The following is a 24602-nucleotide window of genomic DNA, read 5'->3' as shown; positions in this document are numbered from 1 at the left end:
ACTTAAAATGCCTATAATAAATTATCTCAAGTGCCAAGGGCTGTAGCAACATCCACGAGTTGGCAAATATAATGATGGTGCCGGCTTGCAACAAGAGGGCTGCATTTCTTAAAATCGCCAGTGCAATACCAATGCGTTGTTTTTGCCCCCCAGAAAGCATGGTACCACGTTCTTCTACTTGCGTATCCAAGCCATCTGGTAAAGCTTGAATAAATTCAAATGCATTGGCAGCTTTAGAAGTGGCCAAAATTTCCTCTCCATGGGTATGTTCAGTTCCAAAAAAAGAAGAAAAGTTTACAATTATTTTATTTCAAGTCTTTATACTCTAGGGAAGAAAGGATTTATGCATATATTCAAAATGATTTTTGAATTTAAAAACGCAACCACAATGATTTATAAGTGTTTAAGACTCATCTGTTTATGTCGGATGCGTTTTTGAATTAATATTTAAAGTGCACTCTTTGATAGGATAAAAAACTCATCGTTTGCAATCGATTTGTTTAAAACCCTTGTTCCCCATAAAAAGGAGGCTTTTACATGCCAATATTACCAAAACGATTTTTGAATTTAGAAAGACGACCACCACGATCTACGAGTGTTTGGGAGCCACCTGTCCATGCCGGATGCGTTCTTGGATCAATATCTAGATTAAGAGTATCGCCTTCTTTTCCCCAAGTAGAGCGCGTCGTATATTGGGTTCCATCCGTCATAACAACGGTAATTTTATGATAATTGGGGTGAATATTCGCTTTCATGCGTCAAACCTTTTGCGTTTATAGAATGAAATAGCACTTGCTTGTTTTTTTAAGTGCACTTCCTTTGTCTTTTTGATACATTGATTAAAGTATTTATTTCTATAACTGAGCACGCATCAAAAAACAAGTGTTCAAGATACATCATTGTATCAAGTGTTACAAATCCAATACAGTGAGCAAAATTTTATGACATTACGTTATCGTTCAGAAAAATCGACAAAGTCTTCCCCTAAAAAATCTTCATTCTCTTCGCTTGCAATTTTTGTTCCTTATCTTTTGCGCTATCGTTGGTTGTTTATCTTTGCTTTTCTAGCGTTATCTGTTGCTGCTCTAGTCACATTAGCTTTGCCTGTGGCTATCCGCCAAATGTTTGATCATGGGTTTTCTACTTCAAGCCATGGACATATCAATTTTTACTTTGGAATTTTGTTTATCTTAGCCTTGTTTCTCGCATTTGCTTCAGCAGCCCGTTATTACTGTGTTATCACCTTAGGAGAACGGATTGTTGCCGATTTACGGCGTGATGTGTTTGTCCATATTATGAAACTTTCTCCTGCTTTTTTTGATCGGTCACATTCAGGAGAGATTGTTTCAAGGCTTCTAACAGATACCACACAAATAAAATTAGCTGTGGGCTCTACCGCCTCTACCGCATTGCGTCAGCTGATTATCGTGATCGGAGCCGTCGTAATGATGGTGATCACCAATGCTAAATTGTCTTTGTTGGTTTTAGCTGCTATTCCTGTTGTGGCCATTCCCTTAGTAGTCTTTGGACGTAAAGTTCGCTCTCGTACCCGCGCGGCGCAAGATCGTCTCGCAGATGCCAATGCTGTTGCTACAGAGCAGGTAAGTGCTATTCGCACTGTGCAAGCTTTTACCGCTGAAAAACTCGTTACAATACGTTTTTCACAATTGATAGAACGTGCTTTTCAAACAGCACGTGCTTCTGTAATCTTGCGCTCCTTTTTTACGGGGTTTGCAATTTTTTTGGTTTTTAGCAGTGTGGTTGCTGTTTTATGGATTGGATCGCGTGATGTTTTGAATGGAACGATGACAGGAGGGACATTAGGGCAATTTGTCCTTTATGCGGTTTTTGGAGCTTCTACTTTTGCGCAATTATCGGAACTGGGAGCAGAATTAATCCAAGCAGCCGGCGCTGCTGAACGGCTTGCCGAATTGTTACAAGAACAACCTACTATTGTAGCTCCTAAAAATGCTTTATCATTAGAGCAACCTGTTCGAGGTGAACTTGTTTTTGATCAGGTTGATTTTACCTATCCTTCTAGACCACAAGAGAAGGTTTTACGCTCGCTTTCATTTTCTGTAAAAGCAGGCGAAACGGTTGCTTTTGTTGGGGCTTCCGGAGCAGGAAAAAGCAGCATTTTTTCTTTGATCCTTCGTTTTTATGACCCGACAAATGGAACAATTCGGTTGGATGGCATAGAAATTAATCGCCTTTCTTTACAAGATTTACGTAGTGCAATTTCCTATGTTCCACAAGATGTTGCTATTTTTGATGGAACATTGCGTGATAATATTATTTTTGGAACTGAAAATACCCATGAAGAAGAAATCCTTGCTGCTGCTAAAGCGGCTAATGCACTTGAATTTATTCAAGCTTTACCAGATGGCTTGGATACGCAAGTAGGAGAACGCGGTACCATGCTTTCTGGGGGGCAAAAACAACGCATTGGTATTGCGCGGGCAATTTTAAGAAATGCACCCCTGTTGCTGCTTGATGAAGCAACATCGGCTTTAGATGCAAACAGTGAAAAGTTGGTGCAAGACGCCTTAGAAGGGTTGATGCAAAACCGCACAACCTTGGTCATTGCACATCGTTTGGCAACAATTTTAAAAGCAGATCGCATTCTTGTTATGGATAAAGGCGCCCTTGTGGAAGAAGGAACCCATGCCGAACTTGTGGCAAAAAATGGCGTTTATGCTTACCTCGCAAAACTCCAATTTTCACCCGAATAAGTAATCTTGATACAAGAGCAATATCTTTAAGGGCATAAACAGCACTTTTTTCAGACAGGCTTATCAATTTAAATCTCTCATGGAAAAAAGAAAAGCAAGCATTGAGATGTTTTTCTTTTTTCTGCGCAAGATGGAGTATTTTTATAAAGACACTTCTGTGTACAGAATATAAAATGATACCAAGTTAATCGCTATGGGCTATTAAGATGTGCAAGGAGTTCTCTTCATAACAGCACTGTCACGTTGATTTATAAGGATAATTCATTGTTTTCCATGAAAGATCATGAATACCATAGGATTTTCTCATGTCAAACCCTCATAGTGAATCAAACAAAATCTCTTGGCTTGCTCATCACAAGCAGAGTTGGCGTGTGGAGTAAAACGGTACAAGAAAGGAATGAAATACCTCCCTTGCCCCTTTACGTTCTAAGGGCTGTCAAAACATTGGGGCGCTGACAAAAGAGTATACGCTGGCAAAAAGTATAATAGGTGCTCGCTTTCTTGAAGCCTTTATGCGGGCTCACTTGATAGGCTCTAGGGACACAAGCACTACCCTAAAGACTGACCACACTCTTTAAAAAAACTGAATATGAAAAACTTTTCATACCCTCTCTCACCGCTATAAATAATAGTGTTTACCGAAAATCATGACAAATTGTAATTCACAAATACGCTTCTCTCTATTGCAAGAATATCCTTTTCTTCTCTTTCAAAAAAACGAACACTTTTTGAACACTGTTTGCAGATCCATATTATTGAAAAAGAGCAAAGACTCTTTTAGCACTTTTTGGCTTCTTATAACTTTGTGAGAGCACATGAGCAACAGCTTTTATAATAAACTGGCTTTTGGCAAAATTGTAAAATTTTACCAAATTTATTGTTTTTAAATATCACCACGACCACTGTTCTGCTCTTGCAGACACGCAACCTCAAAACAACGTCTCTTTGCTCACAAATCGTCTCTCCAGCTCTCTCTTTCAGTCATAGCCCATAAAATAAGGATAGAGTACTTCGATTGAATACCATCTTCTCACCCCCTCCAAGCCCCATATATTTTACAGCCCTCAACTTTATAGCACCCCCTGTCGTGCTTTAAGAAAGCATTTTAACGATGATAAGAACATGTACAAAGAGGATATATCTTTAGGGTATTTATGTTTTAAAGCTTGCACTAAATCATAATTTTTTTGTATAGCGAGCCAAGCATATGCAGAACTGACACCCTAACCATTTCAAACCATGCAGCTGTTTCAGGAACAGATAAGCCAAGTTCTACGATTATATCTTCAACCACGAATTCACCGAAGTACGGAAGATTTTCACGATTTTTTAGCGCTCCCTCTTCAGTGATCCTCTCGATAATTAACTCATTCAGCATCTATACCAGCAAAGCGAAATATTACGTGCTAATTTTCCTTTACATTCATTAGCCAAGCCCCCTCAAAATAACCTTTTAGTGAATAGAGCTAAAAGGATAAGTCTTCAAAACCATTTGGTGAGATAGCTATATCAAGAGCACCTAAAATACGCCTTAGTTTCTAAGAATAGGCAACTTCCCCCTTTTATCGTATCAGTCTTGTAGAAGGCTTTAAACCCTTTATCTTCAAATCAATAAATCATAATTGGATTATATTGCATAAAGATGCTTTTTCTCATTTTTCCATTTAACACACGATAAGTTACCATTTAGGCACGATGAGAAGCTTTCCCCTTATATCATACATGAGAAAAACAAAATAAGCCGTTTGAGTGTCTTAAGGTCAAGGATGCCGATAGGCGCAATTTGTAAAGGGTTACCTTGAGGCTTAAGGACCCAAAGCTTGTTAGTCCCTTCATTAAACGCGGGTTTGATGTTATGATTTTGGAGAGCGATTATTAAGAATTTGAGAGGCAGACAGCCTCTCATTTTGATTTGTATGCAAACGAATTGCACCCTATTTATTCAGGGAGAATAAGAACATACCCAGGAGGTGCTAAACGGAATAAGAGAGCATCGTAACCCCAACTAGCAGACAGGCAGCAAATAGAAGAAACGCCTTCAAGAATTGTTAAGAGTAATGCGAACGATATACCGGCTTCATCTGCTGTTGCGTCACGGCGTTCTAAGAGGTATCCGACAAAAAAGAAAAAGCACCCTATTCCACTCACCGACCCAAAGACTTTTAATGCGGTATGAACCGGTCCACGTATGTTGAGCAAGATAATAAAAATTATGAAAGTAAATACTGTAAAGATCCCTTCGAATACCCCACGCACCATATTGCACAATTTTCGCATCATAATTGCAGAAAAGCTCTGTTCTGCGTATTGATTTTTTCTTTTGATGCTTGTATTCTTAGAAGATATACTGTTATTTTTAGAAGATATACCGTCCACAACTCCCCCCGTTTTAAGCCAAGATGCTATGAAGTTAATTACTTTTAATTATATCATCAAAAAATACAAGAAAAATTTATCCATTTTAACGAAAAAATAGGTGTTTTATTGAGGGGCAAATCTATTTTCTTTCGCAAGAGTTATTCAATTCGTTCGCCAATAGAAAGTCTACCCCCATTGAAGAAGAAGCTACCCTGATGCAGAAAAGCTTCATAAGCTGTATTCCAATCCGCTCAGAAATCGCAACTCTCTAATCTACCCGCTTAATCCACCTTTAAAACTGCAATCAAATGAATTCTGCTGATGACAAGTAATGATAACATGAAAAAGAAAAAATATCACAATATCAAACTCTTCAATACAGTATGAGCTTTATGATTTTCACTCAAAAAGTAAGTACCACCTCATGAACGACACCATACTAAAGTGCTGTGCATTCACAAATTTCCTAGCATTATCTCCCCTTCTCGAAATTGCACCTCTCCCGCAATCTTATCTCTCGATAGCACCCATTAAAGACTTTTAAAAGGTCCAAGGAAAAAACTCTCTGAGAAAGCTTTTAAGCCTAAAATGCCCCCGCCATTTTTATCATGATGAGGGCACCCAAAAAATCACGCAGAAATATGAAAAATCTCTCCGCATTTAAGAACAGAGCTTGTGCTTCAATCGCACGCTTTTTCTTGTTCTTTTGTCCATTGTCCCAAAGCCGCAAGATGGTTCATCCGAGCCCGATGACTAAATGCCTTCTGTGCAACAGCAATATTCTCATCTTTTCCAGCCCATGCTTTTAAGGCAGCTGCTTGCAATGCGCGTCCATAGGAAAAGGTCAATTTCCAAGGCAATGCGCCCAAAGAATTCATAGCAGATAAATGCGCCGTTGCTTCCTGATCAGACTGTCCTCCAGAAAGAAAAGCAATTCCGGGAACAGCGGCAGGAACAGTCTGTTTAAGCACCTGGACAGTCTTTTCAGCAACTTCTTCAACAGAAGCCTTGCGAGCATCCTTTCCATCAATCACCATATTGGGTTTTAAAATCATCCCCTCCAAAAGAACACGAGCTTCAAACAATTCTTTAAAGACAGCCTGCAAAACAGTGCGTGTCACCTCAAAGCAGCGTGTAATTGAATGCCCACACGATGATCCATCCATCAACACTTCCGGCTCAACAATGGGCACAATATTGAACTCCTGACATAAGGCAGCATAGCGTGCAAGAGCTTGTGCATTTTGTCTTATGGCGCCTCTTGTTGGCAAAGTGTGTTCATCAATAGCAATTACCGCCCGCCATTTAGCAAAACGTGCTCCCAAAGCATAATAATCTTTTAGCCGCTCACGAAGACCATCCAACCCTTCGGTAATTGTTTCTTGGGGAAAAGCAGCCAAGGGTTTTGCACCGGTATCAACTTTAATCCCTGGCAAAGCGCCTGAATCCCGAATAAGATCCGTCAACATTTTCCCAATTGATGCTTTTTGCCGAATGGTTTCATCAAATAAAATAACCCCAGAGATGGCGTTTTCCATCGCTTCTTTTGTACTAAAAAGCATTTCACGATAAGCACGGCGCTTATCTTCATTGGATTCAACACCAATGCTTTCAAAACGCTTTCCAATGGTCGCCGTACTTTCATCTGCCGCCAAAATACCTTTACCCGCATGCACCAAAGCAAGTGCAATATCTTCAAGCCGTTCATTCATAAAAAATTCCTCTTATTTTGTCTTAATTTCTAAAAATGCGCAACACTATCAAAACACTCTACACGATTGTATAGCTTTTCTTTAACCTTCCCTTCAAAGAAGCCCTTTAAGCCTGCATAAGAGCAAGAATACCAGGAAGAACCTTACCTTCCATCCATTCCAAAAAAGCTCCTCCAGCAGTTGAGAGATAAGTAAAATCATTGGCAACACCGGCATGATTAAGGGCAAAAACCGTATCGCCCCCTCCCGCAATTGAAACCAAATTTCCCGTCAAACTACGTTCTGCTGCATGGCGTGCAACGGCAATGGTTCCCTTATCAAAGGGAGGCATCTCAAAAACACCAAGGGGTCCATTCCACACAAGAGTAGCAGCTTCATCTATCGCAGTATTGATATGCGCAATAGAGCGCGTCCCAATATCCAATATCATGCCATCTTGTGGAATATCTTCAATGTCATAAAGACGATGCGGTGCATCTTTTTCAAAACGAAATCCCACAACAGCATCCTGAGGGAGCAGAAGCGTACAGTGACACTCTTGCGCTTTTTTAATGATTTTTTTTATCGTTTCCATCAATGCATGTTCACACAGTGATTTCCCTACATGGATACCTTGCGCAGCTAAAAAACTATTAGCCATCCCCCCACCAATAATTAAGGAGTCAACTTTTTCCACCAAATGATTGAGCACAAAAAGCTTACTAGAAACCTTTGCTCCTCCCACAAGAGCAACCACAGGACGTGCTGGATTGCCAAGTCCTTTTTCTAATGCCTGCAATTCACCTTGCAAAGACCGTCCTGCATAAGAAGGCAACAAATGCGTTATTCCCTCCACCGAAGCATGGGCACGATGAGAAACTGAAAAAGCATCATTGACATAGAGATCTCCATTATGAGCCAAAGCTTCTGCAAAAGAACAATCATTCTTTTCTTCACCAGCATAAAAACGAACATTTTCAAGCAGTAAAACACCACCATTTTGTAATGACTCAACTGCAACCTGCACCGCCGAACCGATACAGTCCGGAGCAAAAGCAACCGGCTGATTAATGATCTTTTCCAGCACTTGCACAACAGGACGGAGTGAAAACTCTTGCTCTACCTTTCCTTTGGGGCGACCACAATGAGAAAGCAGAATAAGTTTAGCACCACGCTTTTGCAGCTCAACGAGTGTCTCTTTATGTCGTACAAGACGCGTCTCATCGCATACCTTACCTTGCGCCATAGGAACATTAAAATCTACGCGCACCAGAACACGTTTACCCAAAACATCAACATCATCAAGTGTACGAAACCCCATCACTGCTTCCTCTTCACTTTCCATTGTTTCAAATAAAAACGCATCCAACAACCCTGCCCACTTTTCTTTCCACTTATCCCCCTCTTTGCTTTTACAAGAGATCCACGACAGCCTATCTCTCACCCTTTGCTTAATAAAAATCCAAAGCTTTTATCGTCAAATGTACAAAAGCCCACCATTGCTCTTAATCTTCATATTCCATTGTGGCAAACAAATGCATTGGCTCAACTTGATCTCTATTAAAGCTTCCTTTTACTTCTAGGAAAAAGAGTTTACATCTCCTGTTTTCTAACGTTTTCTCAAAGGGTATCTCGTTCAGATCTTACTTTTTCAAAGTTTACTCTTTCATGCATCTTTTAAAAGCACGTATTGACACAGTATTAAAACAAAACACATCATCAATTTTTCAATAGCCTCTTCTCTCTAGCGCATGAGAACAACAGCCTCTAACTGTTTTTCTCAAAATTGCACAAAAATGAGACTTTTCCTTATAAAAAGAGGACCCTGAGGTCCTCTTATATTGTCTGAGCAAAAGCCACTGCCGTATCACTCATACGGTTAGAAAAGCCCCATTCATTATCATACCAAACCAGAACGCGACAGAGCTTACCATCAATCACTTTGGTTTGATCATTGTGGAAAATAGCTGAATGAGGATTATGATTAAAATCACAACTCACGAGTTTCTCTTCTGTAGTGTCCAAAACGCCCTTCAAAGAACCCTGTGCAGCAGTAGCAATAGCTGTATTAATTTCTTCGATTGTTGTGGAACGCTTAGCGATAAATGTCAAATCAACCACAGAAACATTAGGGGTCGGAACACGAATCGATACACCATCAAGCAATCCCTTTAATTCTGGCAAGACCAATCCCACAGCTTTTGCCGCTCCTGTTGAGGTAGGAATCATAGAAAGAGCTGCCGCACGTGCACGATAAAGGTCCCGATGCATTGTATCCAATACAGGTTGATCACCCGTATAAGAATGGATTGTTGTCATAAAGCCCTTTTCAATGCCCACCGTATTGTGTAAAACTTGTGCAACAGGCGCCAAACAATTGGTTGTACAAGAAGCATTTGAAACAACGCGATGCTCGCTGCTTAAAGATTGATGATTAACCCCATAGACGACCGTAAAATCTGCTCCTTCAGAAGGCGCAGAAATAAGAACACGCTTTGCCCCCGCATCTAAATGAGCACTTGCTTTATCACGCGCAGTAAAAATGCCCGTACATTCCAAAGCAATATCGATATCCAAATCTTTCCAAGGCAATTGAGCAGGATCACGCTCTGCGCATACCTTTATTAAACCACCTCCCACATCAATAGCATCCCCTACCACCTTAACGATACCAGGAAAACGCCCATGAACTGAATCATAGCGTAATAAATGGGCATTTGTTTCCACCGATCCCAAATCATTAATTGCAACCACTTCAACATCTTGTCGTCCACTTTCCACAAGTGCACGTAAAATATTGCGACCAATACGACCAAACCCATTAATTGCAACACGAACTGTCATTTCACATGTTTCCTCATCAATTTTTAAAAGCACAACATTTAAAACACAATAAATGGGTATTTCACCAATCCAAAATCATTAATTCCCACAATGTCAATATCTTGATCACTCACTCACTTATCCACAATAATGCACAAGATCATCCACAGCACTGCACAGAATATGATGCCCTACAATCACCCCATTCATGACAACACAAGCTGTCACTTTGTCTTTTCCTCTTTGATCTTTTCCAGCTCTTTTTCAACGGTGGCAACGACATTTTCCCAAGTAATACCAAAATGCGCATAAAGGGCATCAATTGTTCCACTTGCCCCAAAGCCCTCCATACCAATAAACACACCATCACAGCCAATAAAACGATCCCATCCTTGGGCGACAGCAGCTTCAATGGCAATTTTAATCGGTGCATCTCCAATGAGAGCACGCTGATAGGAGAGAGATTGTTGAGAAAAAAGTTCAAAACAAGGCACAGAAACCACACGCGTTGGGATGCCTTTTTCTTCTAACACCGCATGTGCCTCCACTGCAATTTGCAATTCTGAACCAGAAGCAAACAGCGTCACTTGTGCATCATCGCTAGCTGTTAGGAATTCATAAGCACCAAGCATACAGAGATTTTCTTCTTCATACTCTTGACGCAAAAGCGGTAGATTTTGTCGACTTAAAGCCAAGGTAGAAGGCGTCCCGCATGCTTTCAAAGCCAATTGCCAACACTCAACTGTCTCCATAGCATCGGCAGGACGGAACACAAAATGATTAGGCATTGCACGCAGGCAAGCCAAATGCTCTACGGGTTGATGGGTCGGACCATCTTCACCAAGACCAATAGAATCATGAGTCATGACATAAATCACCCGCAACCCCATGAGAGAAGACAAACGCATAGCAGGACGCATATAGTCAGAAAAGCATAAAAAGGTTCCCCCATAAGGAATAAAGCCGCCATAAAGGGCAAGACCATTCATCACAGCTCCCATTGCATGTTCGCGAATTCCATAATGCAGATAGCGCCCTGAAAAATCTTCAGCAGAGATACTTTTCATCTGGCTGCTTTTTGTATTATTAGATCCGGTTAAATCAGCCGAACCACCAATAGTCTCAACAACGACCTCATTGATCACTTCAAGAGCCATTTCCGAAGCTTTACGCGTAGCAACAACGGGGCGCTCTTCAACCAATTTCTGTTTATAAGTATCAATAGCGCCATCAAATCCGCCCACGAGATCGCCCCGCATCAATCTTTCAAACTCCACACGCTCTGAGACAGGAAGATCAGCAAATTTTTCTTCCCATTTTTGGCGTTTTTTAGCAGCATTGAGACTAGCCAAGCGCCAATTATCGAGAATATCGGCTGGAATAACGAAAGGCTCAGCATCCCACCCTAACGCGATACGGGTTTCAGTGATTTCTCGTGCGCCCAAAGGGGCTCCATGAATTTTATTGGTACCCGCTTTATTGGGTGCTCCAAAGCCAATTGTTGTTTTACAAGCGATCAAAGTTGGTTTATCGGAATTTTGTGCCGCCTCAATAGCTCGCGCAATTGCTGCTTGATCATGCCCATTGACTTTATGTGTCTCCCAACCAGATGCCTTAAAACGCGCAATCTGATCTGTACTGTCAGCAAGGGAAATCTCTCCATCGATAGAAATATTATTATCGTCCCACAACACAATAAGCTTATTGAGTTTCAAATGACCGGCAAGGGAAAGTGCTTCTTGAGATATCCCTTCCATAAGGCATCCATCGCCCACCAACGCATAAGTGTAATGGTTGATAAGATCACCAAAACGGGCATTTTGCAAACGCTCTCCAAGAGCCATCCCCACGGCATTAGCCAATCCTTGTCCGAGAGGACCAGTCGTTGTTTCGATTCCTGCCACATGCCCATATTCTGGATGCCCAGCAAGCTTTGCTCCTAATTGGCGAAAATTTTTGAGATCTTCAATGCCAATATCTTCATAACCAGAAAGATACAAGAGAGCATAAAGCAACATAGACCCATGTCCTGCTGATAACACAAAACGATCACGGTTAGGCCAGCGAGGTTTTTTGGGGTCATGAGCAAGGAATCTTGTATAAAGAACCGTAGCAATATCGGCTGCTCCCATTGGCAAGCCCGGATGACCAGAATTTGCTTTTTCAATCGCATCAATAGCAAGAAAACGGATAGCATTGGCCATCTGATTCTGTTGGTGGGTGTTTGTCATGAATAATCGACCATTTCGTTAAATACGTTATTCTGTTGCTTTTTCCGTATTCTCTTAAAATTCTCAAGAAATACTATTTTCTAACCATTAGCGTGAGACTTTTTGCCACCACTTCAATAATATTAATAACATTCCCCTCACGCGTTCTGTATATCCATGTCATTTATGCCAATACGCGCAAAAAATCCAGCTTTTAATTTATATCTATCCCCTGCTTTGCTTGCTAAAATATCCTACATACTTAAAAATAAAATGCACACAATACAAGAGTGAAAGTGATTCGTTTTTGCATAACACATTGATAAAGGATACAATTACCCAAAGGATAAAAGCAATGAACCAAGAGACTACAGTTCTACAAGATGCTTTAGAGCACCTAGAAAAGGCACTTAGAACTTTAGAGATCACCATAATAAACCGCAATGCCGTTATTGATAAAAATAACGAATGGGAAGAAGAAATCCAACGAATGAATGCTGACCGCAGCCATCTTGCCCAAGCGCTTGACAAAGCTGAAGCCCAAATTGAACGCTTAGAGTCCGTAAACAAAGAAGTTTCCAAACGTCTTATTAAAGCAATGGAAACAATTCGTGTTGTCATTGATAGATAAAGGTTTGAATGTATGGAAACTGTTTCCGTTACCATTGATGGTAAAGTTTATCGCATGGCTTGTGACAAAGGACAAGAACGTCGTCTTATTGCGCTTGCTGCTCAATTGGATCAATATATCACACATTTAAAGAACAATTTTGGTGAAATTGGCGACCATCGTTTATCGGTTATGGCTGGCATAATGATTATTGATGAAATGGAAGAAATAAAACGAGAAAATAAAAAATTACAAGAAGACTACAATACTCTTTTACGACTCCACAACGAAAGAGACCGTACCATGGGGAAAATTATGCGTGACACCACACAACGCATTGAAAATCTCACCAACCAATTGCTCAAAGATGATCAAAACTGCACAAACCTTCAAGAACAAGAACAGGAACAGGAAGATTTCTAAAAATTACATCAGCGCGTAATAAACCAGAGATTTGACTTGTCCGCCACATCTCACAGGATAAAAATTCTTAAACCCACACCGGTGTGTAAACAGTCTGGTTTTTTATAGGAAGGATTCCAGCTACTCACGACTTATGGGATTAACTTAAACCTCAACAAGAAAGCCCTACCCTGAATATTTCACCTCCGCACAAACGCTTCCTATATCAAGGAGGCTGCCTTATATCACCACATTTCAAATGAGATGTCTTTTAACCGCGCAATAAGATAACAAAATCAACATCATTGTAAAAAAATCATATAAATGACAACAGCAACAAACAAATAAAGCACCCTTCGAAAAAAAGAGCTATATTCATGTTCCCTATGAATGCATGCCCAAAAATCCTTGCCCCTTAGATAATATTAAGCAGATTCAATATATATTAAAAAAATAACCTTATCTATTATACCGTAAAACACCGCTATTTGATACTATAAGCACCATGGAGTCTTTGCACCTGAGATGTCCATCCGATGAAACCCACCGAAAAGAACCGTATCATTTATAAACCAGCGTGAACTTTAGTATTTTCATCCTTTAGAGCAGGAAAAAAGTCAAACCCGAAGAGTATGTTAATCTCATACAACCTCAAACATCATAAACAACAATAATAGCTCTTGAAAACATCCTCTACCGCTATTTTTATCCTTATAACAAACAAACAATTCATCCATACCTCTCTCCCCACCCCTCAAAATCTCCAAGCTTAATAAAAGAAAGAGCAAGTCGGCATCATCATTATAGTCAGCCCTCAGTATTGCGATAGCCCCCTTGGCTCGTAAAACGATTCATAAGAGGGACGCCTTTCTTGTACAGCTTTTTCCCATAAAACCCACCCGCTTATGACGTACAAGCAAAGAGTTATGATTAACAAAACATAAATAAATTTAAGAGAATCTTACGGAATTCGGGGTTCTAATTCAAGTTTAATAACGATAAATTATCATTATAAATCAATATGTTGTAAATGATTCGACAAGGCATATTTTAAAAACACATTCACCCATCACTTTTTCTCATAACATACCAGTACGATTTTTTAGGCACATAATTTTAATTTTATTCAATTCTGTTTGCAAAAGTTTAAAATGGGAAAAATTTCAAGGCTCTTATCCAAAAAGCGAAAGAATGAACTCTCATTATCAATAAACATCTCGCTCGTATAAACATCAATAAAGCATCCCCAATCTGTCTCAATGAAATAAAAGGGGGGCTCCCATTAAATGCCCTACCGTAAAAGCAGCTTCCTCAGAACTAAAACAAAATCAACAGACCAATATCACCGCATCTGCTTCCATCCCCAAACTGGACGACCTAACGCAATACCTTTCTATCTTACGATAGAAGATATAAAGAATAATGGGTCTATGGAGGCATTCACAAGAGGCGCACACCCGTTGTTTTTAAAACCTGTTCAAAGGCGCATGAAAAAACACCATGCGTAAACGGCTCAAATCCCTTTCGTTCCATCTTGAGAGACAGAAGCAATACGCAAGAGATTTGTCGCACCGGGCGTTCCAAGAGGAACCCCAGCTGTCACAAGGAAGCGATCTCCCCCTTTGCAAAAGCCTTCCTGAAATGCAATCGCTGCTGCTCGATCAACCATATCTTCTAAACTCCGTGCATCTTGCGTGACCACACAATGAAGCCCCCAAACTAAAGCCAAACGCCTTGCTGTTTCCACAATGGGCGATAAAGCAATAATGGGTCTATTAGGGCGTTCACGAGAGGCGCGCACCCCCGTTGTTCCTGAAGCCGTATAGGCAATGATAGCGGATAGTGCAAGTGTTTCAGCAATCTGACGCGCAGCAAGAGAAATCGCATCCGTTCCTGTTGATTCTGGTGCTGGATGTTGTGCCCCAACCTGAGCGGCATAAGTGTGATCTTGTTCGATTTGCCGCGCGATTCGATCCATCATAAGCACAGCTTCTTCAGGATAACGACCAGAAGCAGATTCAGCAGACAACATCACCGCATCTGTTCCTGCATAAACTGCTGTAGCAACATCTGACACCTCTGCGCGTGTCGGAACAGAAGATGTGATCATTGATTCAAGCATTTGTGTTGCCACCACAACAGGCTTTCCTGCTAAACGACAAGCTTTTATGAGCTCCATCTGAAGTGCAGGGACCTTTTCCAAAGGCATTTCCACTCCGAGATCACCCCGTGCAATCATAATGCCATCAGATACATCAATAATTTTCTCTATATGCTCCAAGGCTTGAGGCTTTTCGATTTTAGCCATCAAAGACACTTTGCTTTTCGTCAACTGACGCACCGCCATAATATCTTCTGGACGTTGAATAAAAGAAAGAGCAACCCAATCAACAGGCTGCTGTAAAAGAGCCTGAAGATCCTCCTTATCTTTTGACGTCATCGAATCAAAAGGCAAAATTGTATCGGGAAAACTGACACCCTTTCGATCAGAAATACGGGTTCCAGCAACCACGCGACACTGTACAGAATGACCATCACAAACTTGCGCACGCAGTTCCACCCTTCCATCATCAATCAACAACCGATCCCCTGGTTTAACAGCCGAAAATACATCCTCATGAGGGAAAAAAACACGCTGTGCATCACCAAGAACATCGCGATTATCTAACGTAAAGCTTTGCCCAACACGCAAATCTTCTTGACCCTTAGCAAAACGCCCCACACGCAGTTTTGGCCCCTGAAGATCCACCAAAATACCAATGGGGCGTCGAACTGTTTTTTCAACTTCTCGTATAGACTCGACCAAATCACCCAGCATATCACGATCAGTATGGCTCATATTAAGACGAAAAACGTCTGCCCCTGCCCTAAAAAGCTTTTCAATCATCAAACGAGAAAAAGAAGAAGGACCAAGAGTCGCAATAATTTTTACTTTACGTGCACGTTTCACGGTGGAGAATTTCCTGAAAGAGAAGGTATAACTGAATTGTTTAACAAAGACTCATCCGTCAACTGTACCATCCAACTGGTTTGATTTCCGGTATCGATCTCTTTAAATTCAGCCTTTTGATATCCTCGAGGGAAACAATCATGAACCCCTTGAATAGTAAATTGGCTATCTTGTACACACATGGTCACAGAGCCTGCCCAGTTCCCTTTTTTTTGTGCCCCTTCCGCATAAAAATAATAAAACCGTGAAGCAAGAGGCCCCTCAATTAAAGTTTTACATTCCGTCACTGGTACCGTCCACCAGCCTTCGCTCACCCACCCTGAAAATGTACGATATCCAAGAGCAACCCCTACAGACTGTTGGGTTGTATTACAAACCCTAAAGTCAGCTTTTGCAAAAACAACAAGGGGAAACAAGAGCAAAATGCTCAAAAGAAAAACTTTTAATCCTTTCTGAAGCACCCAATATCGTTTTTTTAAAATCACAAAACTTCCTCTATAATGCCAAATTCTCAAAACAAATTACACATTTCTTTTTTTAAAGCTTTTCAAATCTAAAACGTATATTTTTATATTTTTCTTTTTATAGCCCTTTTATCAATGCATATATCTTAAAAATTTTACAAAATATTTAAAGTCAATTTGTAAAAAAAACTGTGTAGCTTGACTTACTTTTTATTTTCAAGCTTTTTTAACATAAATTCGTCGTCGAAAAACAACTTAAATATATAACTTGGAGAAAAATACAATGAACGATACAGTAACCGATCAAACACACGCTATATCCGTAAACCAATTACGCTCTTTTATCGAACGTATTGAACGACTAGAAGAAGAGAAAAAAACCATTTCTGATGATATTAAAGACGTTTACACTGAACTTAAAGGCTCTGGTTTTGATAGTAAAGCTGTTCGAAGCATTATACGGCTGCGTAAAAAAGAAGAACATGAACGAATGGAAGAAGAAGCAATCATTGAGCTATATAAAAATGCGCTTGGTATGAATTAAAGCCATTGATAACATTGGAAATTTTCTTAAGAAAAGAAAATACAAAAAACAAATGGCAAAAAACAAATGAATGTATAAAAATTTCACCCAAACAATAAGCCGTTTGTGTAACTTGTAACGAGACTATCGGTCACAGAATACACAATATTGCAACAGCCCTCACATTTAAAAGGATTTATACAGAGAATTTTTATTCTTGTTCTTCAATAATTTTTATCCACATAAACTCTCACTTGTATGCCAACCTATGCCAACTCAGTTTGTGATGTGCAAGAGAGGTGTTTTTATGATTAAAAATCAATAAATTTGAAGTGAGAAAGTCTTCCGATATTGAGGACTCTCTTCAAATTAAAAAAATGAGTTATGATGATAAATCAATTTCTTATCTACGAAAAGAAACATATAAAAATAGTCAGCAGTTGAAATCCGCTAAACGAGAATCTGAACTGTTTACAAAAGAAGAGGTGGTTAAAGATCTTAGTCTTTTAGGATAAGGAAAAGTGCAGCATATTTACACATTTGATAAAAAGACCCTTAACAAAACTTTATTCGAATCTATTAACGGACTCATAAAGATCATTGATTCGAGAGATTAGAATGTGATCTCTCCATTTTCCAGAAATCATCAAATAGTCTTTGGCATAGCCTTCTTTTTCAAAATGAAGGCATTTTAATAAACGTTCGCTTTTTATGTTCTCAGGTCTATAATTTGCCATCACTCTATGTAGATGATAAACATGAAAGATATGGCGTATTAGAGCCGATAAACTCTCAAACATGAGACCTTTGCCTTGTTGTTTTTCATCAAGAGAAAAACCAAGATGACAGGCTTGAAAAACACCCCGAACCACATTTGTAAAATTCACAACACCGATGACTGTGTTTTCATTTTTTAATCGTACAGCATATCGGTATGCTTGTCCCTGTGCACTTTCATAAGCAAATGCATTGGCTCGTGTTTCCCAAGCTGTTAGGCTGTGGTAACCATCAGATCTAACAGGTTCAAAAGGACGCAGATGATTCGCATTACGGAGGAAATAAGAAGACAGTTCAGCTGCATCTTCTAAACCGATCAATGTGGAAATTGTTCGCTTTGTTTTAATTGCCATCATTTTCTCCTCCTAGACAATGTCACAATAACACGTTGATTTATCCTAGAAAATCATCATTTTTAAACTTAAATTATAACATCAAATACAGTAAGCTTTCCTCATCACAACACTTCTTACGTTAGAATCAATGAGGATCATTTGCTTTTCCATCATAAGCGGGGGTGGTATGTTTAAAGCATAAGGTAAAGACAAGGGCATGTTTCTTATGAATGCTCTCAAATTCCAAGGGGCGCTATAGCAACACTAAGAGCGAGCAAAATATGCAATGGAACTGGCATACTTCCATATACGAAATTTTGAAAAAACTTACGGCAAAGGTAGTTTTGTTTCTTTGCCTTGTAAGCTCAGAGCATGCTTGTTTTGCGCTACCATATCACTGCTCCCCCGTATACAAATTCCAATGACCATCGCCTTGAGGTGCTATATGTTACAGTGCAATCTAAAAAGTCTCTGCCATAACTCGTCAACAACACTGTTCCCGCTAAATCAGCCACAAACTCTTGTAACAAATTAAAGAAAAGCGATGATGCAATACGAATTAAAATGCTTAGATATTAATATCTGAAACATTACCGTGAACACGCTTCCATTTCTTCGCGTAAAATTTCAAGTTCTAACCATTCTTCTTCTTTTTGTGTGCAAGTATTTTTCTTTTTTTCCAACGTTGTTGATAAACGCTCAAAACGCTCTTTATCACTGCGATAAAGGGCTGGATCAGAGAGTTCTTGCTCAATTTTTTTGATTTCGTCCTGTAAAACAGCAATTTCTTCAGGCAATTTTTCCAATGCATAAACCTGCTTATAAGACAATTTACTTCGTGTTTTTTTCTCCCGCCCTATCAAGCGATCATCTGTTGATGTGTCCTGCTTTGAAAGCTCTCCCGCATGAGATTTTGAAGGTGCTTTACGTTGCGATAATTCTGTTCTTTTGCGTTGTAAGCGAAGAGCATGCTGGTTTTGCGCCATCATATCACTATAGCCGCCCGCATACAAAACCCAATGACCATCACCTTGAGGTGCCAACATATGCGTTACAGTACGATCTAAAAAGTCTCTGTCATGGCTGACCAACAATACTGTTCCCGCAAAATCAGCAATAAATTCTTGCAACAAATCCAAAGTTTCCATATCCAAATCATTGGTCGGTTCATCAAGAATCAAAAAGTTTGCAGGACGAGAAAGAAGGCGTGCAAGCATGAGGCGTGCTCTTTCTCCCCCTGAAAATTCTTTAAGGGGAGTGCGTGCTTGTTCAGGTGAAAATAAAAAGTCTTTCATATAAGAAACCACATGCCGCTCCAGCCCATTGATCACAAGAGTATCACCTCTTCCTCCCGTTAAATAATGCGCTAAAGTTTCTTCTTCATTTAAAATACGTTGCTGATCAAGCAATGCCATGGAGAGGTTATAGCCATGCCTCACCGTTCCACTATCCACGGCTTCTTGCCCAATTAATGCAGAAAGGAGCGTTGTCTTTCCGATTCCATTGGGTCCTACCAACCCGATTCGATCACCCCGCTGAATGCGCAAAGAGAAATCTTTCACGATAATGCGATCACCATAGGATTTTGAAATTTTCTTTGCTTCAAGCACCAATTGCCCAGAATCATGACTTTTCGCTGCTGTCAAAAGTGCATTTCCCGGCTGCCCTTTATAGGTTTGATGACGCTGTCTTAAGTCTTTTAATTCGCCCAAGCGCCGTACATTACGCTTACGCCGTGCGCTCACGCCATAACGCAACCATTGCTCTTCACGAGCAATTTGGCGCCCCAATTTATGCTGTTCGATGGCTTCTTCTTCCAGTGCTTTATCACGCCAATTTTCAAACTCAGAAAAACGCTTTTCCAGCCTTTTGGTTGTACCACGATCAAGCCATACCGTTGACCGTGTAACATTTTCTAAAAATCGTCGATCATGGGAAATCACCACAATCGCTGAACGCAAAGAAGCCAAAACAGCTTCCAGCCATTCAATAGTTGGTAAATCAAGATGATTGGTTGGTTCATCTAAGAACAAAATATCGGGTTTTGCAGCAATGGCTCGTAACAACGAAACACGCCGCTTTTCGCCTCCCGAAAGCGTTTCCAATTTTTCCGTCCCAGAAAACCCTAAATTTGTGCGAAGCGTATTAATCCACTGAACATCAGATATATCATCCAGCCCCGCTTCCATATAAGCGTTAATATCTTCAAATCCTGAACAATCCGGATTTTGTGAGACATAACGGAGCGTTACTCGCGGGTGGCGAAAAATTTCGCCACCATGAGGTTCTAATATTCCTGCGGCAATTTTTAACAGGGTCGATTTTCCACAACCATTACGGCCAACCAACGCAATACGCGCCCCCTGCTCAACCGATAAAGAAGCTTGATTGAGCAAAGGCGTTTTTCCAAAATTTAAGAAAATGCGGTCAAGCCGCAAAAGCGGCACCGCCATTAACGAACGCGGCGCGGACAAGGTGCTTTATACATCACCCCTCTTGCATCACGGTAAGCACACAATTGCCGTACAGGAACTCTCTGTCCACAAGGTGCTTGGTAAACATGCCCTCTACGACCACGATACGTGCACAATTGTGATACCTGTCTTTGTTGTTTTCTTTGATTTGCAGCTGCACCTGTTACTGTTCCAGCCAAAGCACCAAATGCTGCACCGGTAAGTGCTGCTCCAGGCGTACTTCCAGCAATAGCAGTTCCAGCCAAAGCACCGATTGCTGCTCCTCCTACGCCGTAACGTGCAACGCGTTCATCGTTTGTAGTACAAGCGACTGAACTGAAACCAATGGCTGAAACAACGGCCACTTTAAAAATTGATTTTAACATATCAAAACCTTTCCTTCTCAAGATCAATACATATATCGTTTATGTCGGCACTTCATCACTAGGCCCCCCCCTGCCTTATTCAGAATATATTGGAAGAGCTTTATGGAATAGATACAGACGCTAACAATATAGCTTTTCCAGAACCTAAATGGCAAGAAAAGGTTCCACAAATACGGTTAGAAAGTGTTAAAGAAGAGCCAAATGACACATTTTTGTCACAAATTGGCCATTTTACCCCTTTAAGAGTTAAGCTCTTTAAATCAGAAAAGCCGATAATACTAAACAAACATCCCTTAGGCAAATCATACGAACAAGGTTTTGACAAAACCGGCCAACCTTCTTCCGAACCGCTTGTCAACAACACTGAAATACCCCTTTCAGCCATCATCAACGCTTGCGTCATATGAGAAAGGCTATGATCACTTCGCTCCCCTCCCAAAGCACCGCACAAAATAAGCTTTTTAGCGCCATTTTGCAGCGCTCTTTCACATGCCAGAGCACTATCTGTCATATCTTTATCAGAGGGAAAAACTTCACGCGGAACATGACTATATTGACGGATTAAGTTCTCATCTGATGAATCAAAGTCCCCTAACCACAACTCAGGCGTCACATTAAGCGCTGCCGCATGACGCATACCACCATCAGCAGCAATTACCCGACTGTTTTGAATTTGATTAAGCAAACGATCAGTGATATGAACATCCCCATTTAATAATATCGTAAATGTTGTCATGCCATACTTTGCCTTTCACAAAATTTTCTTTACAGTGCATCTTTTTATAAGTGAGAGTCATTTTTTATAAACAAAAAGCGTGATATAGCCAAACGAATCCTTATTCTTAATGCCTTTCTTAAAGAAACATACGATACAAAGATACACATGCAATTTGCCAAATTACTCCGCAGAAATAATGTGCACCATGGTCCAACGCACCCCATTTTTCACCGCAATTTTCTTTTTCGCTCTTGCCTGTATAAAGCCACTCTCATAAGTCTAACGTTTCTCCTTTCGGCTTGTCATACACCACTTTCTCAAAATGATAGGCTTTCTTCCACTTCTTCTAAAACGATCAAACGTACCAACAACCACAATATCTATGTCACATTAAGCGCTCTGCAACACCCACGTATTTTGCAAATGTATGGTGGCGCTTATCATGATGCAAAACTTGAACACCTTTTAGCAAAGATTGTCCGTAAACTGGCAGTTGCATCCCATAGTTCTCATCAAAGCTATTCTGTAACAATTTTAAACTCAGAAACTATCAACGCTTTTGCGCTCCCCAACGGCTCGATCTACATCACTCGTGGTATGCTGGCATTAGCCAATGATTCTTCAGAAGTTGCAGCCATTTTAGCCCATGAGATAGCACATATCAGAGCCAATCATGGCATTTTACGCCTGCAAAAAGAAGCCCAATTAAAGATGACCAATCACATGTCTTCACGTCTTCTTTCTTCTATTGGCAAAAAACTTCATAACCCTATGCAAAACAAGCAACAACTCGCGCAATTTTCCCGCAATCAAGAGCTGGAAGCTGATTCCCTTGCGCTCGAAATGCTCCAACAATCAGGATATGATCCTTTTGCTTCACCGCGCTTTCTTCAAACAATGGAAGCCTATAGTGCTTTTCGTAATATTTCTGGCACCCAAAATGCCTCTCTAGATTTTTTAGCCTCCCACCCAACTACCCCTCAACGCATTCGGCTTGCGATAGAAAAAGCGCGTAAAATCAGTAAAGGGAATAGTAAAATATCCGATCATGATTCTTTTCTCAAAAGCATTGATGGCATAATTTTTGGAGGAGGCTTTTATACAGGTTTTGTACGAGGCAACCAATTTATTCACCCACAATTGCGCATAGCTTTTTCTGTTCCAAACAATTTTACAATAGAACATTCAGCACACACTGTTTGGGCCAGTGGACCAGATAAAATTGCGATTCGTTTTGACGCCATCCCACATCCTGCTGAAATATCTGCGAGTGATTATTTGAAAAGCGGCTGGATTATCGGTCTAGACCAATCATCTATCCGCCCCATCACAATTCAAGGACTTACAAGTCAAGGTTTTCAAAGCCAAAGTTTACTTGGAGCGCGGGCCCATGCTACCAATGATCAATGGCAATTTGATGTGGTTGTCATTCCATTCAACAACCACATCTTTCGTTTTTTGACGGCCGCTCCACATAATTCTCGAAATTTTGCAGAGGTTGCCCAAAAAACGCTACAAAGCTTTCATTCTCTTTCATCTTCACAGTTAAAAAAATTGCAGCCCTTAAAAATCCGTGTTGTCCGTGTTAAACAAGGAGAAACCGTTGCCAATCTTGCAGATAAAATGCAATACACACCCTATAAAGAAAAACTCTTTCGCATCCTCAACGCCCTCTCACCAGCGCAAACTTTACCTGCAGGTACAAAAGTGAAAATTATTACAGAATAAGCCTTTCTTCTCATCCGTTACAGTTTTGATTCTTTTACAGTTTTGATTCTTTTCTGTCTGTATCACGCCCTCCGCCTTAAAGCATATTCGAAAATAAAGAGGAACACTTTAAAATCCAACTTCATCATGCCTTTATAGGCCTCCGTGTGATACATATTTCCTCCAACTAACTGTGCCCCCTATCTTCCTCTGTTTATCAGTAGCGCCCCCAAGGAGGCATATTCCTAAACAAATATGAACACCCCCTAAAACTGACTTTATCATATTCTCATATGCCCCCACTTAATACATTCTCTTTCCTCCCCCCCCCAAAGCCTTTCACTGCTTATATATCGTAAGCATCTTCTGAATGAACCGTAAGGAGAGCAGAACGCAATTTTTGCAAAGCCCTAGCTTCAATTTGACGCACGCGCTCTTTCGAGATTCCTAACTTTTCACCCAAAACTTCAAGAGTCGCCCCCTCTTCATTTAAGCGACGAAAGCGAATAATTTCCAACTCCCGTTCGTTGAGAATTTGCAACGCATCGTAAAGCCATTGTGTACGCCGTTGACCATCAATGACTTGCTCAATTAAAGCATCAGGAAGAGGACTATCATCCACCAAAATATCCATCTTAGCAATGGGATTATCACTGTTCTCAGAAACAGAAACACTCAAGGAATTATCAGAACTGGAAAAACGAAAATCCATCGTTTCAACATCGCGCACGGAAACACCGAGTTTTTCAGCGATTGTGCGAAAAATATCCTGTTTTGACAAAGCACTATCATCTTGTATCAGTTTTGCACGCAAACGCCGAAGATTAAAGAAAAGTGCTTTTTGCGAAGAACTCGTTCCCCCTCGAACGATTGACCAATTTCGCAAAATATAATCTTGAATAGAAGCGCGTATCCACCACGTTGCATATGTTGAAAAACGCACTTCCCGATCAGGTTCAAAACGTGCAGCTGCTTCCAATAGTCCCACATACCCTTCTTGTACCAAATCCCCCAATGGCATTTTGAAACGTTTAAAGCGATTAGCAATAGCAATCACTAAACGCATATGAGCCGCTGCAATTTGATGCATGGCATCATCATCACGTTTGTCTTTCCACCGCAGAGCCAAATCATGCTCTTTTTGTCGTTCAAGATAAGGTGCTTGCATAGCAGAACGCATCATATTACGTCCTAAGCTTTTGTCTGCATCGCTATAATTTTTGCTGCTTTTATAAACAGCATTTGAAAGATTACCCATAATAACCCCTTGCGATTAAAATTATCAAAATTGATTTGGCAACGACATCATTGTTCTTCGCTTAAAAAGAACGCAAAAGTTGTTAACTTCTGTGACCACTACTTTAACGTGTAATTTTATAATCGCAATTGTTTTTTTTACTGTCATGGTAAAACTTCTTGTCATAAGACACAATTTCACCTGCAAAATGCCTTTACAATATGCC

19 protein-coding genes and 1 pseudogene are annotated in these 24602 nt (G+C 40.4%); 5 read left to right on the top strand and 15 right to left on the bottom strand.

Annotated elements, in window-relative coordinates; translation table 11 throughout:
- A pseudogene (locus tag ACFIQE_RS03405) lies at positions 1-280 on the bottom strand (ATP-binding cassette domain-containing protein); the annotation flags it as partial.
- A 253-nt stretch (positions 281-533) separates the two neighbouring features.
- Positions 534-755 carry a 50S ribosomal protein L31 gene (gene rpmE / locus ACFIQE_RS03400; RefSeq protein WP_005774581.1) on the bottom strand — a complete coding sequence of 74 codons (222 nt, stop codon included), beginning with the start codon at positions 753-755 and terminating at the stop codon, positions 534-536.
- A gap of 186 nt (positions 756-941) precedes the next feature.
- Between rpmE and ACFIQE_RS03395 the strand changes: the two genes are divergently transcribed.
- A complete protein-coding gene (locus ACFIQE_RS03395) occupies positions 942-2732 on the top strand; it encodes an ABC transporter transmembrane domain-containing protein (protein WP_375707267.1) in 1791 nt (596 codons plus the stop codon).
- A gap of 1171 nt (positions 2733-3903) precedes the next feature.
- Here ACFIQE_RS03395 and ACFIQE_RS03390 read toward each other — a convergent pair.
- From ACFIQE_RS03390 to tkt, 6 genes are all read right to left on the bottom strand, one after another.
- Entirely contained in the window at positions 3904-4110 is a 207-nt protein-coding gene (locus tag ACFIQE_RS03390; protein WP_375707266.1) for a hypothetical protein, read from the bottom strand.
- Positions 4111-4670: 560 nt separating this feature from the next.
- Complete coding sequence (locus ACFIQE_RS03385; RefSeq protein WP_375621003.1) at positions 4671-5108, bottom strand: hypothetical protein; 438 nt, start codon at positions 5106-5108, stop codon at positions 4671-4673.
- A 662-nt stretch (positions 5109-5770) separates the two neighbouring features.
- On the bottom strand, positions 5771-6802 hold the full coding sequence (locus ACFIQE_RS03380; protein ID WP_375621004.1) for a class I fructose-bisphosphate aldolase: 1032 nt from the start codon (positions 6800-6802) through the stop codon (positions 5771-5773).
- A gap of 106 nt (positions 6803-6908) precedes the next feature.
- On the bottom strand, positions 6909-8102 hold the full coding sequence (locus ACFIQE_RS03375; protein ID WP_375621050.1) for a phosphoglycerate kinase: 1194 nt from the start codon (positions 8100-8102) through the stop codon (positions 6909-6911).
- A gap of 515 nt (positions 8103-8617) precedes the next feature.
- The gene (gap, locus tag ACFIQE_RS03370) at positions 8618-9625 is read right to left on the bottom strand and encodes a type I glyceraldehyde-3-phosphate dehydrogenase (RefSeq protein ID WP_375629694.1); all 1008 of its coding nucleotides are present in this window, start codon (positions 9623-9625) and stop codon (positions 8618-8620) included.
- Positions 9626-9828: 203 nt separating this feature from the next.
- Positions 9829-11835, bottom strand: coding sequence for a transketolase (gene tkt, locus ACFIQE_RS03365; RefSeq protein ID WP_375640601.1), 2007 nt, complete (start codon positions 11833-11835; stop codon positions 9829-9831).
- 334 nt (positions 11836-12169) lie between these two features.
- Between tkt and ACFIQE_RS03360 the strand changes: the two genes are divergently transcribed.
- Together ACFIQE_RS03360 and ACFIQE_RS03355 are read left to right on the top strand one after the other, a co-directional pair.
- Positions 12170-12445: a DUF4164 domain-containing protein gene (locus tag ACFIQE_RS03360; RefSeq protein WP_005774573.1), complete on the top strand. Its 276-nt coding sequence runs from the start codon at positions 12170-12172 to the stop codon at positions 12443-12445.
- Positions 12446-12457: 12 nt separating this feature from the next.
- The gene (locus tag ACFIQE_RS03355) at positions 12458-12847 is read left to right on the top strand and encodes a cell division protein ZapA (RefSeq protein WP_375629691.1); all 390 of its coding nucleotides are present in this window, start codon (positions 12458-12460) and stop codon (positions 12845-12847) included.
- A gap of 1492 nt (positions 12848-14339) precedes the next feature.
- Here the strand turns inward: ACFIQE_RS03355 and pyk are convergent.
- Together pyk and ACFIQE_RS03345 are read right to left on the bottom strand one after the other, a co-directional pair.
- Positions 14340-15776 carry a pyruvate kinase gene (pyk, locus tag ACFIQE_RS03350; protein ID WP_375673629.1) on the bottom strand — a complete coding sequence of 479 codons (1437 nt, stop codon included), beginning with the start codon at positions 15774-15776 and terminating at the stop codon, positions 14340-14342.
- Positions 15773-16261 carry a DUF1036 domain-containing protein gene (locus ACFIQE_RS03345; RefSeq protein ID WP_375640606.1) on the bottom strand — a complete coding sequence of 163 codons (489 nt, stop codon included), beginning with the start codon at positions 16259-16261 and terminating at the stop codon, positions 15773-15775. The genes pyk and ACFIQE_RS03345 overlap by 4 nt, the downstream gene beginning before the upstream one ends.
- Before the next feature lie 262 nt (positions 16262-16523).
- On the opposite strand from ACFIQE_RS03345, the gene ACFIQE_RS03340 reads away from it, so the two are divergent.
- Positions 16524-16784: a DUF2312 domain-containing protein gene (locus ACFIQE_RS03340; RefSeq protein WP_005774567.1), complete on the top strand. Its 261-nt coding sequence runs from the start codon at positions 16524-16526 to the stop codon at positions 16782-16784.
- Positions 16785-17329: 545 nt separating this feature from the next.
- Here the strand turns inward: ACFIQE_RS03340 and rimJ are convergent.
- The 4 genes from rimJ to ACFIQE_RS03320 all read right to left on the bottom strand — a co-directional run bounded on the left by rimJ (position 17330) and on the right by ACFIQE_RS03320 (position 21450).
- Positions 17330-17893 carry a ribosomal protein S5-alanine N-acetyltransferase gene (gene rimJ, locus ACFIQE_RS03335; protein WP_375640609.1) on the bottom strand — a complete coding sequence of 188 codons (564 nt, stop codon included), beginning with the start codon at positions 17891-17893 and terminating at the stop codon, positions 17330-17332.
- Between the two features lie 572 nt (positions 17894-18465).
- Positions 18466-20328: an ABC-F family ATP-binding cassette domain-containing protein gene (locus ACFIQE_RS03330; protein ID WP_375613265.1), complete on the bottom strand. Its 1863-nt coding sequence runs from the start codon at positions 20326-20328 to the stop codon at positions 18466-18468.
- On the bottom strand, positions 20328-20714 hold the full coding sequence (locus ACFIQE_RS03325; protein WP_273790493.1) for a hypothetical protein: 387 nt from the start codon (positions 20712-20714) through the stop codon (positions 20328-20330). Before ACFIQE_RS03325 ends, ACFIQE_RS03330 begins: the two co-directional genes overlap by 1 nt.
- 100 nt (positions 20715-20814) lie before the next feature.
- Positions 20815-21450 (bottom strand): thiamine diphosphokinase, encoded by a 636-nt coding sequence (locus tag ACFIQE_RS03320; protein ID WP_375629683.1) that lies wholly within the window; start codon positions 21448-21450, stop codon positions 20815-20817.
- A gap of 147 nt (positions 21451-21597) precedes the next feature.
- Here ACFIQE_RS03320 and ACFIQE_RS03315 point away from each other — a divergent pair, with 147 nt between their 5' ends.
- Positions 21598-23160, top strand: a complete 1563-nt coding sequence (locus tag ACFIQE_RS03315; protein WP_375640613.1) for a M48 family metalloprotease — start codon at positions 21598-21600, stop codon at positions 23158-23160.
- Between the two features lie 325 nt (positions 23161-23485).
- On the opposite strand, the gene ACFIQE_RS03310 is transcribed toward ACFIQE_RS03315, so the two are convergent.
- Positions 23486-24397: an RNA polymerase factor sigma-32 gene (locus ACFIQE_RS03310; protein ID WP_375629677.1), complete on the bottom strand. Its 912-nt coding sequence runs from the start codon at positions 24395-24397 to the stop codon at positions 23486-23488.
- Between the last annotated feature and the right edge of the window lie 205 nt (positions 24398-24602).

The organism is Bartonella sp. AA1HLJMS, from assembly GCF_042197445.1.
In the GTDB taxonomy this organism is placed as follows: Bacteria; Pseudomonadota; Alphaproteobacteria; order Rhizobiales; family Rhizobiaceae; genus Bartonella.
This window is presented reverse-complemented; position numbering and strand designations above follow the sequence as displayed.